General features: G+C 43.5%; 19 protein-coding genes and 1 tRNA gene. 5 read left to right on the forward strand and 15 right to left on the reverse strand.

Going from position 1 to position 16,537, the window contains the following annotated elements; translation table 11 throughout:
- Window positions 1-108: helix-turn-helix domain-containing protein (locus QZ735_RS19490; RefSeq protein ID WP_367117826.1), on the reverse strand; the 108-nt coding region annotated here is incomplete at its 3' end.
- Window positions 109-305: 197 nt separating this feature from the next.
- Here QZ735_RS19490 and QZ735_RS03225 point away from each other — a divergent pair.
- Window positions 306-554: a hypothetical protein gene (locus QZ735_RS03225; protein ID WP_294244105.1), complete on the forward strand. Its 249-nt coding sequence runs from the start codon at window positions 306-308 to the stop codon at window positions 552-554.
- A gap of 288 nt (window positions 555-842) precedes the next feature.
- Window positions 843-1,388: a hypothetical protein gene (locus QZ735_RS03230; protein ID WP_294244108.1), complete on the forward strand. Its 546-nt coding sequence runs from the start codon at window positions 843-845 to the stop codon at window positions 1,386-1,388.
- A 3-nt stretch (window positions 1,389-1,391) separates the two neighbouring features.
- Here the strand turns inward: QZ735_RS03230 and QZ735_RS03235 are convergent, their stop codons facing one another.
- From QZ735_RS03235 to queD, 11 genes are all read right to left on the reverse strand, one after another.
- Complete coding sequence (locus tag QZ735_RS03235) at window positions 1,392-3,323, reverse strand: ABC-F family ATP-binding cassette domain-containing protein (RefSeq protein ID WP_294244110.1); 1,932 nt, start codon at window positions 3,321-3,323, stop codon at window positions 1,392-1,394.
- Window positions 3,324-3,621: 298 nt separating this feature from the next.
- A complete protein-coding gene (locus QZ735_RS03240; protein WP_294244113.1) occupies window positions 3,622-4,941 on the reverse strand; it encodes a DUF2235 domain-containing protein in 1,320 nt (439 codons plus the stop codon).
- Window positions 4,942-5,077: 136 nt separating this feature from the next.
- Window positions 5,078-5,755, reverse strand: coding sequence for a response regulator transcription factor (locus QZ735_RS03245; RefSeq protein WP_294244115.1), 678 nt, complete (start codon window positions 5,753-5,755; stop codon window positions 5,078-5,080).
- Complete coding sequence (locus tag QZ735_RS03250; RefSeq protein ID WP_294244120.1) at window positions 5,745-6,452, reverse strand: ATP-binding protein; 708 nt, start codon at window positions 6,450-6,452, stop codon at window positions 5,745-5,747. Before QZ735_RS03250 ends, QZ735_RS03245 begins: the two co-directional genes overlap by 11 nt.
- Before the next feature lie 50 nt (window positions 6,453-6,502).
- Complete coding sequence (locus QZ735_RS03255; RefSeq protein ID WP_294244123.1) at window positions 6,503-6,952, reverse strand: hypothetical protein; 450 nt, start codon at window positions 6,950-6,952, stop codon at window positions 6,503-6,505.
- Window positions 6,953-7,128: 176 nt separating this feature from the next.
- On the reverse strand, window positions 7,129-7,857 hold the full coding sequence (locus QZ735_RS03260; protein WP_294244126.1) for a hypothetical protein: 729 nt from the start codon (window positions 7,855-7,857) through the stop codon (window positions 7,129-7,131).
- 79 nt (window positions 7,858-7,936) lie between these two features.
- A complete protein-coding gene (locus QZ735_RS03265; RefSeq protein ID WP_294244128.1) occupies window positions 7,937-8,557 on the reverse strand; it encodes a DUF5715 family protein in 621 nt (206 codons plus the stop codon).
- Window positions 8,558-8,671: 114 nt separating this feature from the next.
- Window positions 8,672-9,220, reverse strand: coding sequence for a hypothetical protein (locus tag QZ735_RS03270; RefSeq protein WP_294244131.1), 549 nt, complete (start codon window positions 9,218-9,220; stop codon window positions 8,672-8,674).
- Window positions 9,221-9,252: 32 nt separating this feature from the next.
- Complete coding sequence (locus QZ735_RS03275; protein ID WP_294244150.1) at window positions 9,253-10,245, reverse strand: acyl transferase; 993 nt, start codon at window positions 10,243-10,245, stop codon at window positions 9,253-9,255.
- A 167-nt stretch (window positions 10,246-10,412) separates the two neighbouring features.
- Window positions 10,413-11,204, reverse strand: a complete 792-nt coding sequence (locus tag QZ735_RS03280; protein ID WP_294244134.1) for a UDP-2,3-diacylglucosamine diphosphatase — start codon at window positions 11,202-11,204, stop codon at window positions 10,413-10,415.
- 23 nt (window positions 11,205-11,227) lie between these two features.
- Window positions 11,228-11,674: a 6-carboxytetrahydropterin synthase QueD gene (gene queD / locus QZ735_RS03285; protein WP_294244136.1), complete on the reverse strand. Its 447-nt coding sequence runs from the start codon at window positions 11,672-11,674 to the stop codon at window positions 11,228-11,230.
- Window positions 11,675-11,915: 241 nt separating this feature from the next.
- Between queD and QZ735_RS03290 the strand changes: the two genes are divergently transcribed.
- Window positions 11,916-12,428, forward strand: coding sequence for a TlpA disulfide reductase family protein (locus tag QZ735_RS03290; RefSeq protein WP_294244138.1), 513 nt, complete (start codon window positions 11,916-11,918; stop codon window positions 12,426-12,428).
- Here QZ735_RS03290 and QZ735_RS03295 read toward each other — a convergent pair whose 3' ends face one another.
- Complete coding sequence (locus QZ735_RS03295; RefSeq protein ID WP_294244141.1) at window positions 12,429-12,812, reverse strand: acyl-ACP thioesterase domain-containing protein; 384 nt, start codon at window positions 12,810-12,812, stop codon at window positions 12,429-12,431.
- 308 nt (window positions 12,813-13,120) lie between these two features.
- Here QZ735_RS03295 and QZ735_RS03300 point away from each other — a divergent pair, with 308 nt between their 5' ends.
- Window positions 13,121-13,774 carry a ComF family protein gene (locus QZ735_RS03300; protein ID WP_294244144.1) on the forward strand — a complete coding sequence of 218 codons (654 nt, stop codon included), beginning with the start codon at window positions 13,121-13,123 and terminating at the stop codon, window positions 13,772-13,774.
- Window positions 13,775-13,868: 94 nt separating this feature from the next.
- On the opposite strand, the gene upp is transcribed toward QZ735_RS03300, so the two are convergent.
- Together upp and der are read right to left on the reverse strand one after the other, a co-directional pair.
- On the reverse strand, window positions 13,869-14,522 hold the full coding sequence (upp, locus tag QZ735_RS03305) for a uracil phosphoribosyltransferase (RefSeq protein WP_294244146.1): 654 nt from the start codon (window positions 14,520-14,522) through the stop codon (window positions 13,869-13,871).
- Window positions 14,523-14,610: 88 nt separating this feature from the next.
- The gene (der, locus tag QZ735_RS03310; protein WP_294244148.1) at window positions 14,611-15,921 is read right to left on the reverse strand and encodes a ribosome biogenesis GTPase Der; all 1,311 of its coding nucleotides are present in this window, start codon (window positions 15,919-15,921) and stop codon (window positions 14,611-14,613) included.
- 544 nt (window positions 15,922-16,465) lie between these two features.
- Here der and QZ735_RS03315 point away from each other — a divergent pair.
- Window positions 16,466-16,536 (forward strand) — tRNA-Gln (locus QZ735_RS03315).
- The last annotated feature ends 1 nt before the right edge of the window (window position 16,537 follow it).

Consider the following 16,537-nt stretch of genomic DNA (forward strand, 5'->3'; position numbering starts at 1 on the left):
CCATTTTGCATAGGTCCTTCTGTCAACATTTAGCAAATCTGCAATATCCTTTTGTGATCTTCCCTGAATTTCTCTGAGTCTTTTGATTTTCAAACCTATATTCATCATTGTTTTTTTTACAAAAATAACTTTTTTTTCCTTAGGTAAAAAATTGTATGATATTGGTAAATAAATGAGCTTGGGTTCTCATTACTATTTGATAGTTTAGCTGCATTGAAATATTGATCAATGAAACTCAATAGTCGGAACAGCCGAAACAGCGACTTAAAAATACCTGGAAGTAGGAATAAAAAAAATAATACATCATGAGAAAAAATGTACTTAAGACCACTTTCATTTTGGGATTGGTTTTATCCCTTACGTCTTTTAAAGCTGATCAGGATGACACCTCAGCAGGCAGAAAATTTTTTGGGACACAGATTATTACAGGCGCCTGTCAGAGTATAGGAAATTCAGGACATGGCATACAGGCTGTTACTGAAACTTTTTATATCTTCGGAATAGCCATTTCATCTTCAACAACTTTTCAGAATTGCGACAGTTCCCAACCCTGATTTATGAAAAATTCAATAATTTTGAAGGAGTGCCTTGTGGCACTCTTTTACTTCTTTCCCGTTGCCGCTTACTATTCGCAGACCCTGATCATTCAGGATCAGTCATCCGGAGAAAAGCTGGGATTCAGTGAAATTATCATCAAAAGGAATACGTATTATGCAGATTCTTCCGGCGTTTTCCATTTCAGTAAGAATACCGGCAGATTAACCGACGTTACTGTAAAGAGAATAGGTTACCTGGAAAAGAAGATCAGCATAGAAAACGATGAAACGGATAAAAATATATTGTTGGAACCCGTTTACAGAGAAATTGAAAACATCAGCCTGCTTCCTAAAAAAGTACAGACCATTTCTGATGATTATAAAAAAAACAGCAGCAGCAGCCTTCCTTTTGGTATTGATCTGGGATATAAGATCCAGAATAAGTTTAATAAAGAGGGTTTGCTAAAGAGTATTACCATTCCACTAAAGAATATCAGCAACAATAAATCGTATATAAAACTTGATTTTTATGAGCTTACTGATCAATCGGTATCTAAAGTCCCTATAAATACAAAACCCGTTTTTATCCCTTTAACAGATTTAAAAAAAGGAGAAAATATAATAGATCTTGGAAGATATAAAATCCCGTTTCCAAAAAATGGAATATTGGTAGGAATCAGAATAATAGAACGTATTGGTGAGTATAACAACACCCTTTCCAAGCCAGTCATATCATTTTATAACAGCAAAAGAAAGGATGCCGCTTATTATAAAAATCAATCTACTGATCTTTGGGAAAAATTCAATTCCGATTTACCGGTAATATCTTTCTCCTTAACTGTCCTACTGTAATGCTTAATCCAGCTGCGAACCCAGATATTCCCATTCCTGCAGCGCCAGCTCCAGTTCCTCTTTTGTTTTGCTGTATTTTTCCAGGGTTTCGTCAGAAGGATTGTCTTTGGCGAAAGAAGCCTCGAATTCCTCTACTTTCGTTTCCAGCTCGGAAATCCTTTCTTCTACCTTCTTGATTTTATTCTGGATATTCTTCTGCTCTTTGCTGATGATGGCTGAAGGCTGTCCGCTGTTTGCAGCCGGCTTATCTTCCACCTTTTTTACTTCAGCCTTAGGGGTATCACTGTGAAGCTTCGCCTTTTCTGCGGAAATTTCACGGATGGATTCTTTCTGGCGGAATTCAAGATATTCGTTGATGTCTCCCAGGAATTCTTTCATCTTTCCGTCGCGGAACTCATAGATCTTGTCACACAGTCCCTGCAGGAACTCCCGGTCGTGCGAAATGACGATCAGCGTACCTTCGAACTTCTGCAGAGCCAGTTTGATGATTTCCTTGGACTGGATATCCAGGTGGTTGGTAGGTTCGTCCATAATCAGGGTGTTGAACGGACGCAGCAGCAGTTTGCAAAGCGCCAGACGGTTCCTTTCGCCTCCGGAAAGCACCTTCGTCTTTTTGTTCACCGCTTCTCCCTGAAACAGGAAAGATCCTAAAAGGTCTCTTACCCTCGGCCTTGTTTCCTCGGTAGCAGCATCTTCCGCTTCTTCCTGTACGGTCTTGTTCGGCGTCAGTACTTCTTCCTGGTTCTGGGCAAAGTAACCGATATTGACATTGTGGCCCAGGTTCCAGTTTCCGGAATAGTCTTTAATATCGCCTGCCAGGATTTTGGCCAGCGTGGTTTTTCCCTGGCCGTTCTGCCCGAGCAGCGCAATCCGGTCCCCTCTCTGCACAATAAAATCCACATCATCAAAAATCTGCTTTTCCCCGTATGCCTTCCCTAAATTTTCCGCTTCAAAAATTACTTTTCCCGGAACTACCGACTGTACGAAACGGATATTGAATTTGGAGACATCTTCATTGTCCACCTCAATCCTTTCGATCTTATCCAGCTTCTTGATCAGGGACTGCGCGAAAGAAGCTTTGGTAGCACTGGCACGGAATTTATTGATGTTGTCCTCCATCTGCTTGATTTCCGCATCCTGGTTCTTTTTGGCCTGGACGAGCTTTTCACGGCGGTCTTCGCGCATGATGAGGTATTTGGAATAATTGGCTTTATAATCGTCCACTTTCCTGTTATTGACGTCAAATGTACGGTTGCATACCGCTGTCATAAACTGCTTGTCGTGGCTTACCAGCACGATGGCTCCCGGATAGTCTTTCAGGAAGTTTTCGAGCCACATGATGGATTCCATATCAAGGTGGTTGGTAGGCTCATCGAGAAGCATGAGGTCATTCTTCTGAAGCAGCAGCTTGGCCAGTTCAATCCTCATTCTCCATCCTCCGGAAAACTCATCGGTAATTTTCTGGAAATCATCCGCCTTGAAGCCCAGTCCGAACAATACTTTTTCTATATCGCCCTCCAGGTTATAGGCATCATGGTTCATCAGCAGATCGTTCAGCTCGGTCATTTTATTGATAAGCTCGGTATAGGAATCACTTTCGTAATCCGTGCGCACCGTCATCTGGTGGTTTACCTCTTCCAGTTCCTCTTTCCAGGCATTGATTTGCTCGAACGCCTGCATGGTCTCTGCCCACACCGTCCGTCCTTTTACGAAATCAAGATCCTGCTTCAGGAACCCGATAGTGATGTTTCCTTCCGGAACAACATTCCCTTCATAGAAGGTGATTTCACCCGAAAGCATCTTCAGCAAAGTGGATTTTCCGGCTCCGTTTTTACCGACCAACCCGATCTTATCATCTTTTTTAATGGTGAAATTGACGTTTTGGAACAGATAATTTCCTGAATGATGTAACCCTAAACCCTGAACAGAAAGCATGTTATTGTATGATTAAAATGAATATTAGATATTGATATTTCAAGGCGCAAAAGTACGGAAAAAGAAATAAATACAGCCGAAATAAAAAAGCTGTCCGGAACGAACAGCTACACAAAGTCAAGAATTGTTATTTCTTGTATTTAAAAGGTAAGCAAAGTAACGGCTGTATCCCGGTAATTCCTACCGTATAAACAACCAATTCCGGGCTAAGGTATTTCTACGTAACCTGCCACCGGGCACAAAAAAAGAGCTGCCTAACCAGGGCAGCTCCACACCTAAATTTAAAACTGAAAAAGTACTAACATTTGTTATACAATTTCTCTTTTATGATGATGGTACGGTTCCAGTGATCGTTATTGGGGATATTGGTTCCGTAGGCATAATCCACTTTTGAATTTTCTATATGATGAATTTCCGACTGCCGTTTCAGCCGGCTCTTCCTGACCCTTTCATCAGTCCGGGTGGGGACATTGAGCCCGTTGTTGATCAGTTCTGCCAGGGCTCCCGACTTGGAATCAAGCAGCAGCTCCGGGTAATAAAGCCCGAAATTGGCTGAAAGATGGGTATAGCCTGCCAGTTTTCCATAATCGTAAACCGGTCGTAAAGCCGGCAAAAGGTCTTGTGCATAATTTTCCAGTTCATGATACAGGATTTCCAGATACGGATGCTTTTCAGTACTGAACAGGAAATCAGATTCATCAAAACGGGTACTGAATACCGCATTTACGCGGTTGGACTCCGTCAGCATCAGCCGCCCGTACACCTTGGAAAGGTCTGCATACACCAAATCCCTTGCAACATAGGCTTTGGAAAAAACATCTCCCGAATCGATCATGCAATCCTCCAGAAGATGACTCCATAAGCTGTATTTTTCATCCGTTATGTTCGCTATATACTCACAGAGCTCCGTATCATTTATCATCTTCGGAGACACGTATACGGACTGGGATGCTTCAAGATAGCCTCCGCCGACATCCGCATGCGCACCGGGTACGAAAATCTCCTTCCATACGGCAGCGCCTGCTTCATATTTTGTATCCTGCATATCCTTCGATTCTTCAAAGATGCCCGTTAACGGGAAAAAATACCGGGTTTCATGACCGGCGCAGAGGTGAAGCACGTTTTCCGTTGCCGGTAAGACCGATACCGCATACTCATTAAATGCTGCCGATTCCACCGTATCGAAAAGCCCCAGAAATTTCACCTGCACTACCGCTCCCTGCTTCTGAAGCTCATAGCAAAAGTTTCTGGCAAGCATGGCGCCCCTGTTGAAACCATATACGTACAGATGATACTGCTTTCCGGAATCATGTGTTAACGCTTCCATAAACGAAAAGGCTTTCTGCAGCTTCTCATCAGAAGAATATCCGTAGGTTCCCCGCGAATTCGTGCAGGTCGCCATGGAAAAATCATTGTCTTCATAGCCCGTTACCGTTCCTATTCCTTCAACATAAAGCTTTTCATCCCCTTCAAAAAGCCTGAACAATTTATAAATATTGGTTGTATTTCCGTAATAACTTTCATGGCTGGCCGGAGGTTTACGGGAAGCCGTAGCATTGATCCCGTTGTTTCCGGTTCCGTCGAAAAAGATGCCGACAGAAATAATATTGTTTCCCATATCACCTTGTGGTTTATTTAATTCCCGTATTACCCGAATAAAGGAGTCGTTTTATAAGTCTGCCAAAGTAACAACGAAAAATACAGGACCAGTAGCGTAGAAAGCACCAAATAAAAAATTCCGTATTTCTACGGAATCATATTCTTTCTAAAGGATGGATATTGTTGATAATGGCATAAATAACAATACCTACCGTATTCTTGGCTCCTATTTTCTCAACAATCCTCTGGCGGTGGCTTTCCACTGTCCGCGGGCTGATGAACAGTTTTTCCCCGATTTCATTATTGGTATATTCCTGGCAGATCAGCTTTACCACATCTTTTTCCCGGTCGGAAAGCTCGTCATCCATATCGAAGAGCGTTTTCTTTTTCGACGGGCTGTTCATATAGGAAAAGATCATCTGGTGATCTTCCGGCGTAAAGAAAATGCCGTTCCTGTGTACCATGGTAATCGCTTCAATAAAAGCCTTTCTGTTGGAATTTTTTGGCAGGAACGCAGATACGCCCAGCTTTACCATATACCCCAGCACGGTGGTTTTATAATGGGAAGAAAGGATGATGATTTTAAGATCCGGATATTTTTCCTTCAGGATTTCCACCAGCTCAAACCCGTTCATCGGCTGCATCTGCACGTCTACCAATGCAATATCGGGAAAGTCTTGTGCCGGCGTATTTTTCAGGGTCTCCAGGAAATCGGGTCCGTTTACGGAAGTGGAACTGACGGTAATTTCCTGTTCGGAAGACAGCAGCATTTTCACCCCTTCCAGGATCAGCTGTTCATCGTCAATTAAGGCTATTCTGATTTTAGCGTTCATGCGTATATGGGATTTTGATAATTAAAAGGCTGCCGTTACCGGGTGTATTTTTCCATTTATGTGCGGCATTCAGCGATTTTATCCGGGCTTCGATGTTTTTGATTCCCATCCCCTTTTTTACCGCTTCGTATTCAAAGCCCTGCCCGTTGTCTGAGATTACTACGGCCAGGCTGGTGGTGTTGTCCTTGATATAGATCCGGATCAGGGAAGCTTCCGAATGCTTGAGGACATTGGTGGTGAATTCCTGGATGATCCGGTAAAGCTGGACTTCGGTAAAAATATTTTTCTTCTGGAATTTCGGGCTTACGGTAAGACTGATATTGATTCTTCCCGAAAGGTTGGCGATCAGCTCCTCGATATAGAGAACAAGCCCTACAGTCTCCAGGTTTACAGGATACAGGGAATGCGAGATGCTTCTGGCAGAATCGATCAGGGAGGACATCTGTGTGGTGATGTTTTTCTTAATGAGTTCATCCCCTTTCGTATCCATATTGTTCAGCCAGAGGGAAAGGATGTTCAGCCGGTTTCCGATATCATCATGGATCATCACGGCAATCCTTTTTCTTTCAGATTCCTGCGCTTTGATGTTTTCCAGCACCAGTTTCCTCTGATGGGCCACTTCCGCTTCATGCCGTATTTTCTGCTCTCTGAAAATGCGCTGTATAAAACTTCTGTAAGCAAGCAATATGAAGGACATGATGATCACCAGAACGGCAATCAACGCAATAAAGAAGGTGATATTTAAGGTTATTTCTTTAATCGTGCAAAGGTATAAATAATTGATATATACATAAAACTGCAAAGGATATTATTGATGCTCCAGATCATCTCGGCCTCCTCCACATTGAATTCAGCAAGCTGCCGCAGAAGAAAGAAAAGGAATACGGATAACCCGTAATACAGGAAAATCATGCTATCCACCAGTACAAACCGGTCATCCACATCTGTATTCCTTATCTCCATCAGCAAGGCATATCCTGCAAAACAGATGATGATAATATTGGAAATGACCTTTTTTACCTCATCAGGAATACCATCAGTCTTTATAAAGAAAAAGCAAGCCAGCAGAATTACCGGAATGAACCAGAACCTGGGCAGTTTCAGCTTTTTTATAAACAGGATCCCCAGCATCAGGAAATCGCCGGAAACATAATAAGGGAAAAGAAAATTCAGATCTTTTACCCTGAAAAAAAACATAGAAATTTTGATTAAAGTTTCTATCAAAAAAAGAAAAATGATATAATAAACATACCATTTTTCCGTATTTTTTAAAGCTTTGTACTTCAGCATTCCGGCTAAAGCACAAGTAACAAGTAAACTGTTATTAAAATAAACTATTACCTCGTAAATATTCACAATATATTAAATTAAAATTACAACTGGCATCGCGGCGGGCATACAGTCGACCAGTCATATGTATTGGAGATCTTTTCCAGACTTCCCGTATTGGCAGTATCTTTATAAAAAGAAATAAAAATCAGGGTAGGCAACATTCTCTGATACACATCTGAGAACTTAAGCCCGAACGAACAGATAATATACGAAAGCTGTTTATCCGAATGCTTCAGGTCCTGAGACGGGGTATAGAATTTTTTAAAAATCCCGTTCCCTTTTGATTCTTCGCATTCTTTATAGAACCAGTCCATCGCTTCGTCCCTCCATGCTTCTATAGCGGTTACCGCTTTATCCTGAGGCAACACCGGCTTATTGGAAACCGGTAAGAACATATCAGAATTATCATCGATTTTCCTGAGTTCTTTAGAAAGAACCGCATTTTTTACGATCGTATATTTTTCTGTTTCCACCAGCCGTAGATCCTCTTTTAATTCCTGTAATGGACTGTAAGGATAGGTATCCATTACAATCTCATATCCGTCAGCATCCAGCGGATGAAGGATCGCGATGAGCTGGCTCTTGTAAACACCGATATGTGTAGAAAATTCAGTGTTCTTGTTTGCCCTTATTACCCAGTCGATCTCCTCAGCATCGAAACTAAAGACTTGGTTGGTAGGAATCAGGCTTTTAATCATAGTATAATTCCCACAGCAAGTTACCCATTCTGCAATAGCGATATTGCTTTCTTCTCTGTTAAGTGTATTCATATTTCACGGTTTTTTGATGGGTTAAAATTATATAAACTAAATTATCTGTGCAAGCATATCACGCATAATTGAATATTTATTAATAATTTCTAACCGTAATATGAAAACAGCTTTGCTGCCTCTCTTTGATGTAATAAATTTTTCCCGCGTCGTAATAGTACTTCAGCACTTTTTCAAGGGCTGCTTCCATGCCGGGATTGTGTTTAAGGGTATTGTTGAACCGGACATAGGAGATGTCGAAAGCATTGCCGTAGTTATGTGAACTGATTCCGGAAGCCGCATTGGCATTCACTCTCCGCAGCCTGCACTGGTCTTCAAGGGTGCGGGTAATGGAAGAGACGGTGAAAGTGCCGCCTTTGGTCTCCCTGCTGAACCGTGCGCCCATTTTCTCCAGCACTGCTTTTGCTTTGGAAACCATCCAGGCCCGGCTGTAATCCAGCTTCTGAACCCGGTACCCTTTTCCGGACTTCTGGATCTGGTGGAATTTTCCGTTGTTGATGTATTTTGTTACAGCCCCGGAATTCTGGAGAAGTTTAACCCTGAACCCCTTTGAAGCATCAAGATGGGGCTTATACAGCGCCGTGGGCTCCACTTTCAGCACCTGGTCCAGATCATAGCATGGAAGCCTCTTCTGAGCTGCCTGGGAAAAACAATACCCGTGGATGGCGGAAACAAGGGTCACACATAAAAGCTTTTTCATGAAGGCCGGTTTAAAATATCAATAAAAATAATGATTTATCTGATAACAATCAACCGCCATAAAGAATATCCCGTGCTTTATCTTTCTGCAGGCCTGATAAAATTTATGCTTTTATTACTTCGTTTTTTTAATCTCGAAAGGGCTCCTGAAGATCAGTTCTTCATGCTTCCCTTTGATTTCCAGTTTTTTCTGAAGCAGGCTGACTGCCATCCTGCGGATAAGATAATCTTTATCCACCAGTTTCCAGTAAGAATCTTCATGAACGCGCTTGGGCTGGCGGATAACGTAAAATTCCGTTGCCCAGGTATCCACATTATGATAAAATTCAATAATCCCGCAATGTTCAGGAATCATGGAATGTTCCACCATTCCCATCGGAAGCAGGAAGCTGAAGGCATTGCAGATATAGTCCCCGCAACAGATTTTATCGTGCTTGAGGAACTTCTCTCCGGTATTCGCATTGGTATATGATTTTTTAAAATCATTCTTGAAATCGCTTTTGGAGAGCTTGATTTCAATTTCATGGCTGAAACCTTCGGCATCGATAATGAGGATATCTGCCTCCCAGTCTGCCTGAAAATGGTTGGTGAGCACCACCTGTTTTTCAAAACTGCACTGGGAATGGATAAAAGCATGTACGAGTTCTTCAATTTTTAACTTCATAAACCTTAAGTCTGAATCTAAACTTTATTATATTATGAAACCAGCAGGCTGCAGCCCCTGATATCTGAGTGGTCAATCCTTCCCAGCACCTGGAAACGGTTTCCGGCAATGGCCTTTCCCAGGTCCTGCGTGGCAATAAACGAACAGGAATGGGTATTGGCCAGATCGATGATGTTGATGGCTCCGGTCCTTCCCTCTTTTTCATAACTGAAAGGGTCTTCGGCATTCCTGATCAGGATTTTCATCCAGCCCGGGCATTCATACTCATTGTTTCCGAGGGAATACGCCTGGGAGAGCAGTTCCGTCATGGAATATTCCGAATAAATCCGTTCGGTACCAAAACCGTCCTGTATGATTTTCAGGAGCTCGTCCTTTGTCATCTCTTCTTTCCTTCCTTTCATCCCTCCTGTTTCTATTACGGTGAGCTGGCCGGAGAAATCCATGGACCGGCCGTTTTTCTCAGCACTGCAGAAATCTAGAAAATCCAGCAGGGCAAAGGAAACCCCGAAAAGGATGACTTTTTTGCCCTTCAGGGTAAGGAGCAGTTCTAAGAGGTCGGCATGGTTGTACAGGAAATATCCGTTTTCCGGATGTCCTGATTTTTTCATCAGGTAATCGACCATATAAATCAGCGAGGAGTGCTGACGTTCAAGATAACTAGGCAGCAACCCGAGGAAGATAAAATCTTCTGGCTTTCCTATGAACCGTTCAAAACTCCTGCAGATACTCTCCTGATAGATGCCTTCATCGGCAATCCAGTGCTTGGAAAGATTCATCCGGGTAGTGCCGGAACTCTGGAAAAAAAGGTCTGCCGACATCGTTTTATCGAGGATCGTATGGTTTTTAAACATCTCAATCGGCAAAAAAGGAATATCCGTAAGGCTTTTCACATTTTCGGGGAGGATGTTCAGATAGTCTGTGAATTTCCGGTAAACCTCCACCTGTTCATACTGATACCTGAAAGTTTCCAGTGCAGCTTCCAGGAAATCTTTTTCATTCTGAATAAGGAATCTGTTTTTCACGATTCAATCTATATTTTTTCGTCTAATTATCAATATGTTATTCTGATCTGGATACTTTCTGAACCTTTTATGCCGGCAAAAACAAGTTTTGGTCGGATTCTTGTAATGAAGTATCCGGAATATGGATTAAAAACAAGAGCGGACTCCGGTCCGTTCGGAGAATTACCTCGTTAAGGGGTAATTTTTTTTGTGCCTTCACCAAAATTCTTCAGTTCAAACCCGTTCTCAAAGACACCATAAGTAAAGTAGGAGATCCAGTCGCCCAGGTTGATGTATTTTGCGCCGTGCCCGAGATCCAGGATCATCGGGAGGTGGCGGTGCCCGTAGATAAAATAATCTATTTTCCGGGTCTTCAGCTTTTCTTTGGAATAGATGATGAGAAACTCTTTATCTTCACCCAGGAATTCTTTGTCTTCATCCCCGGAAATCATTTTGTTTTTCTGGGACATGTACAGGGCGATCTTCATCGCCACATCGGGGTGGAGCCACCGGAAGAACCATTGTGCCACAGGATTGGTAAAGACTTTTTTCATTCTCTTATATCCTTTATCACCGGGTCCCAGGCCATCCCCGTGCGCCAGCAGAAACTGCTTTCCGCCGATTTCAAAATACTGCTTTTGATAAAATACCGTGCACCCGATTTCTTCTTCCAGATAGTCTTTCATCCATAAGTCATGGTTACCCACAAAAAAGTAAATGTGGATACCGCGGTCTTTTAGTTCTGCAATTTTCCCCAGCACGCGCACATAGCCTTTCGGGATGACATGCTTCCATTCGTGCCAGAAATCAAAAAGGTCGCCCATCAGAAAAAGGACCTGCGCATCCTGCTTGATTTCATCCATCCAACGGATGAAACGCTCTTCCCTCACCTTGCTGGCTTTGGGATCCGGGGCACCGAAATGCTGATCCGATGCGAAATACACTTTTTTTCCGGGCTCTAAATTGATGGTCGTCTTTAACACCTCTTCAGTTTTCGTTGAGCGGTTTAGTGATTATCTTCCGCAAACCATTCGCCGTAGGAATTTTCGGTTTCGTGCAGCTTAAGATAAGCCAGGGATACCCCTTCCGGCAGCTTGGACTTTATTTTTGAAGCAATGGCGTACAGCATATTTTCACAGGTCGGCTGAAACGTACAGTAGATCACCTTATGGCCCTGCCGTTCAAGCTCTTCGCCCAGCATCCGGTGCGGAGAAAGGGCATTCACCAGAACTGCGTGGTCCCAAACGTCTACAATCTCGGATTTTACAATGCTTTTGATGTCTCCAAAATCAACCACCATCCCGTTCTTGGGATTTTCCAGATCATTAACAGGTTTTCCTTTTACCGTTACATACAGCTTATAGGAATGTCCGTGCATATTCTTACATTTCCCATCGTAATTGTACAGCACATGAGCGGTCTCGAATGTAAAAATTTTTGTAATACGTATCATCTTACAAAGATAGGGAATTTGATTTGAGTACGTATTTTTCGTTTCCTTATCAAAATGTTAAAATTACAGCCGGTTACAACACATCCCGATCATTCTGAAATCAGCCCGGAGAAGACTTCCTGATATAACGCATCATTATTTCCAACCTTCATCCGGCCCGGCCCGGTTACAAGTTCATCACGGCAGGTACCGTAGTAATAAACATACGGCTTTTACCGTTATGCATCAATATACCTGTACCATGAATTTCACAGCCTGCTTTAAACCGCTTCTTTTCTGCTGCCTTTTCAGCCTTTCATTACCTGCCCAGCAGCGGGCTTTCCAGACCTTTCCGGATCTGGAGTACCGGATCGGGCAACATTTCCCGATTGAAGAATATAAAGACGAAGACGGCAACAATTTCAGCCCCGACGCCCTGCTGGGTAAGAAGACGCTTATTAATTTCTGGTCCACTACCTGCGCACCCTGCATCAAAGAGCTTCCTTACCTCAATCAAATGAAGGAAAGAGCAGGGAACAAAGCAAATTTTATTGCGATCACGTATGAACCTAAAGCAAAGGCGGCAGCTTTTCTGAAAAATCACCTTTTTGCCTTCCGACATATTACAGATGCTGAAAAGCAATTGAAAACCTATTTCTCCATACTCCGGAACCCGATGAATTTCATCCTTGATAAAAAAGGAAATATACAGGAGATCACGGGAGTTGCCGATGCATCCAAAATGGAAATGATAGCCGGTATACTGAATGAATAATTACAGGCTGTCCAGCCAGTCGCCTGCCAGCCGTTTAATTTTATGGGTCTCTTTATCTACCAGTACCCAAAGCGTATCTGAGTCTACCACCAGCTGGTCATTGCAGTAGAATTCCACTCTTCTGGGCTGCCGGATGCCGTCCGGGGCTTTAGGATATGTCCTTACCATCAGCTGATCGCCCAGGTACACCTGCTTCTTATAGCGGATGTGATGGTCAAGAAGCATCCAGATGTCCTCAGGGTACCGGGTTTCCCTTCTTACCGCCTCCCAGTGTTCGCCGGCAATTTCTTCCACCCAGTGCACATACTGCACATTATTGACGTGGCTATTGCCGTCAATGTGACATTCCGTTACCGTTATGTATTTTTCATAAATCAATCCCATAATCAAAGATAAAGATTTAAAAGCATTCCTGCTTAATAAGCAACGCCGCCCGTAACCGCTCATTGGCGTCACTCTCCCGGAAATATGGATAGCTGATGAGATCGATTCTGTACAGTCTGATGATATACCTTACTGTAAGGTCAGCCGGTCTGAAAATAAAAAGTATATTTTGAGAAATTTTAAAAAATCACGTGCTGCCCAGATCTCTGCCGCAACGCCGTAAGCCAAAAGTAAAAATATAACCTGCGAAAATATTTTCCGCCCCCGGTATTACGAAAATTGATAACTTTAGCGGTAAATACACACAGATGATACTGGACATCTTATTTCCCAACCGCTGTCTTTCCTGCAGCAGGATTATAGAAAACGATCTTTTGGTCTGCAACCTGTGTTTCGGTAAGATTCACTTTGCCCATTCCGGCCTGGCGGGAAATGACCTCCTCCGGCAGAGATGCCGTTTGCTGTTTCCTGCCGAAGACACCTTTGCCCTGATGCAGTTTGAACAGGAAAACCTGAGCCGCAAAATCATCCATGAGCTCAAATACAAAGGCCGGGAGAAAACCGGAAGGATCCTTGCAGAGTGGACAACCGCGCAACTGGATTTCAAGGACAAGAAACCGGACCTGATGGTTAGTGTCCCGCTTCATCCCAAAAAAACAAAAGAAAGAGGCTACAACCAGCTGCATCTCTTCACCGAATGCCTTTCTGCATTTTACGGAATTCCGTACGATCATCAGCTGCTCCGCAGGAACCATTACTCCAAAGCCCAGGCCCTGAAAGACAAACAGCACCGCCTGCAGTCACGGAATCCGTTCTCTGTGACCGCAAATATCTCAGGAAAACACATCCTGCTGATTGACGATGTATTTACCACCGGAAATACCCTGGCTTCCATTGCCGGGGAAATCCTCAAAACCGGGGACAACAGGATCAGCATCCTTGTGATGGCAGTGGATGTATAGGAGGTACAGATTCCGGATTTAAAATTCCGGATTCAACGTTCAGAGCCGGGCTTCGAAATTCAACATTTAAAGAGCATGAATCGTCAGTTCCGGGTTACCGCTGAAGTTTTTCCCCGTAGCTCAGGTCACCGGCATCGCCCAGTCCCGGACTGATGTAGCCTTTGGAGGTCAGGTTTTCATCGATGGTTCCTACCCAGATTCTGGCACCGGGGTAGGCCGCTGCAATCGTTTCCACCCCTTGCCGGGAAGCAATAGCTGCTACAATATGCAGCTGTGAAGGTTTTCCGTTGGTTAACAGATCCTTGATTGCTTCGATCAGGGAGGCACCGGTTGCCAGCATCGGATCAGCCACGATCAACGGCCGGCCTTCAATGTCTGGACAGGTAAGATAATCCTGCTTGATGGAAAAATAGTCATTGGCATCATGCTTCCGGTAAGCAGCTACAAATCCGCAGTCTGCTTTGTCGAGATAATTCAGGATCCCTTCAAACAGCGGAACCCCGGCACGAAGGATGGTGGTGATGACAGGCTGTACGGCAATTTCCTTTACCCTGATCGTGTCAAGCGGGGTCTGTATTTCAATTTCCTTCTGTTCCAGGCTTTTGCTGATTTCAAAAGCAGCAATTTCACCGATCCTTTCCATATTTCTCCGGAAACGCATCCGGTCGTGCTGTACTTCAACGTTGCGGAGTTCGTTGATCCAGGAATTCACCAATGAAAACTGGTCTGATAATACAACGGTATTCATGATTCTGAAAGCTTTATCTAAATTTATATTTTCTGTCGTGTTGGGTAAGAATAAAATCCCTCTCAGAAAACCTGAAAGGGATAATGTTTTATTTTTGTCTGAAGTACACTTCGATCGGAACCCCGGTAAACCCGAACTCTTTTCTCAGCTGGTTTTCGGTAAACCTTTTATACGGCTCTTTTACGTATTGCGGCAGGTTGCAGAAAAAGACAAACTGCGGGGACGGCGTAGGAAGCTGTACGCAGTATTTGATTTTGATGTATTTCCCTTTATTTGCCGGCGGCGGTGTCCCCTCGAAAATAGGCAGCATCACCTCATTCAGTTTCGAGGTCTTGATTTTCTTTTTACGGTCTTCGTACACCTCCATGGCTACTTCCACCGCCTTCAGGATCCTTTGCTTGGTCAGTGCCGAAATAAACAGGATCGGGATATCGTTGAACTGGCCGATCTTATCCTTGATGTGTTTTTCGAAATCACGCATGGTATTGGTCTGCTTATCTTCAATAAGATCCCATTTGTTCACCAGGATAACGATTCCTTTTCTGTTTTTCTGGGCCAGACCGAAGATGTTCATATCCTGTGATTCCCAGCCCTGGGTAGCATCCACCATGATGATCACCACATCTGAAAATTCAATGGAACGGATGGAACGCATCACGGAATAGAATTCCAGATCCTCGGAAACTTTGGATTTCCTTCGCATCCCGGCCGTATCCACCAGTACGAATTCATGCCCGAATTTATTGTACAGGGTCTGGATGCTGTCCCTGGTCGTCCCGGCGATATCCGTTACGATATTCCTTTCCACATCCAGCAAAGCGTTTGTTAAAGTGGATTTCCCTACATTCGGACGGCCGGCGATGGTAATTTTAGGCAGCCCCTCAAACGGGTCTTTGTACTCGGTCGTGGGAAAATCCTTTACGATATCGTCCAGCAGGTCTCCGGTTCCGGAACCTGTAGCGGAAGAAAGGGTATAGTATTTATCGATTCCCAGTTGATAGAATTCGGTAGCCGCAAGCTCTTCTTTGGAAGAGTCTACTTTATTGATGACAATATACACCGGTTTATTCGCTCTTCTGAGCAGTCGGTAGATTTCATAGTCGGTATCGGTAAGCCCTTCTTCCACGTTCATCATGAAAATAATGGATGTGGCTTCATCTACGGCCAGCTGCACCTGCTTTCTGATCTCTTCTTCAAAGATATCATCGGTTCCTACATCGTATCCTCCGGTATCGATAACGGTAAAGTCTACGCCGGTCCAGTCGGACTTTCCGTAATGGCGGTCCCTGGTAACCCCGGCCGTGGAATCCACGATGGCTTCCCTTCTTTCGAGCAGACGGTTAAAAAGTGTTGATTTTCCTACGTTGGGACGCCCAACGATTGCGACAATATTCGACATAAAAATGTTTAATAATCCTTCAGCGATGTTCAGGATGGGTTATTAATGGGTTTCTCCAACTTTTGGAGCCCAATTTTTTTGCAAAGATAAGGTTTTATTTTATTTATTCCCGAAAGATCTGCTGAACAGGTATTTATAAGACAAAATCCGGTACTCAACAGCAATTACGTTGTTAGCGGCCTTTATTAAAACATTGAGAATGTGTGTCAGAATTATAATTTCACGTGTTTAAAAAAGTTCGCTGTTGTATGCTGAAATATACGCCCGTAAATTAAGCAGATCCGGCAGATCTTTGCTGTGTGTTGTTTACACATCTGCGTAATCACCGCCATCTGCGGGAGATTAAGCCCGCTATCCCGGCTCATTCAGTTTCTCAGGTTACGGATCTGTCTCCCCGAACTGTTTACCGGACGACATTTTGTTGAAAAAATAATGCTTTGACTATCAGCAAATAAAGCAGATCCGGGAATATTTTCAGCCCGGAAGGGCCTATTTTCATTTTTATATTTCAAATAAATTTTCTAATTTCGCAGCATTGAAACAGAGACCCATGGTGTAGCGGTAACACTACTGATTTTGGTTCAGTCATCTGGGGTTCGAATCCCTGTGGGTCTAC

The organism is uncultured Chryseobacterium sp. (assembly GCF_913776365.1).
Lineage (GTDB): Bacteria > Bacteroidota > Bacteroidia > Flavobacteriales > Weeksellaceae > Chryseobacterium.

Coding starts and splice junctions, on each gene's coding strand:
- QZ735_RS03290 (WP_294244138.1), top strand. CDS start 11,916: ATGAATTTCACAGCCTGCTTTAAACCGCTTCTTTTCTGCTGCCTTTTC.
- QZ735_RS03245 (WP_294244115.1), bottom strand. CDS start 5,755: ATGAACGCTAAAATCAGAATAGCCTTAATTGACGATGAACAGCTGATC.
- QZ735_RS03265 (WP_294244128.1), bottom strand. CDS start 8,557: ATGAAAAAGCTTTTATGTGTGACCCTTGTTTCCGCCATCCACGGGTAT.
- QZ735_RS03270 (WP_294244131.1), bottom strand. CDS start 9,220: ATGAAGTTAAAAATTGAAGAACTCGTACATGCTTTTATCCATTCCCAG.
- QZ735_RS03225 (WP_294244105.1), top strand. CDS start 306: ATGAGAAAAAATGTACTTAAGACCACTTTCATTTTGGGATTGGTTTTA.
- queD (WP_294244136.1), bottom strand. CDS start 11,674: ATGATACGTATTACAAAAATTTTTACATTCGAGACCGCTCATGTGCTG.
- der (WP_294244148.1), bottom strand. CDS start 15,921: ATGTCGAATATTGTCGCAATCGTTGGGCGTCCCAACGTAGGAAAATCA.
- QZ735_RS03295 (WP_294244141.1), bottom strand. CDS start 12,812: ATGGGATTGATTTATGAAAAATACATAACGGTAACGGAATGTCACATT.
- QZ735_RS03260 (WP_294244126.1), bottom strand. CDS start 7,857: ATGAATACACTTAACAGAGAAGAAAGCAATATCGCTATTGCAGAATGG.
- QZ735_RS03300 (WP_294244144.1), top strand. CDS start 13,121: ATGATACTGGACATCTTATTTCCCAACCGCTGTCTTTCCTGCAGCAGG.
- QZ735_RS03250 (WP_294244120.1), bottom strand. CDS start 6,452: ATGTCCTTCATATTGCTTGCTTACAGAAGTTTTATACAGCGCATTTTC.
- QZ735_RS03235 (WP_294244110.1), bottom strand. CDS start 3,323: ATGCTTTCTGTTCAGGGTTTAGGGTTACATCATTCAGGAAATTATCTG.
- QZ735_RS03255 (WP_294244123.1), bottom strand. CDS start 6,952: ATGTTTTTTTTCAGGGTAAAAGATCTGAATTTTCTTTTCCCTTATTAT.
- upp (WP_294244146.1), bottom strand. CDS start 14,522: ATGAATACCGTTGTATTATCAGACCAGTTTTCATTGGTGAATTCCTGG.
- QZ735_RS03240 (WP_294244113.1), bottom strand. CDS start 4,941: ATGGGAAACAATATTATTTCTGTCGGCATCTTTTTCGACGGAACCGGA.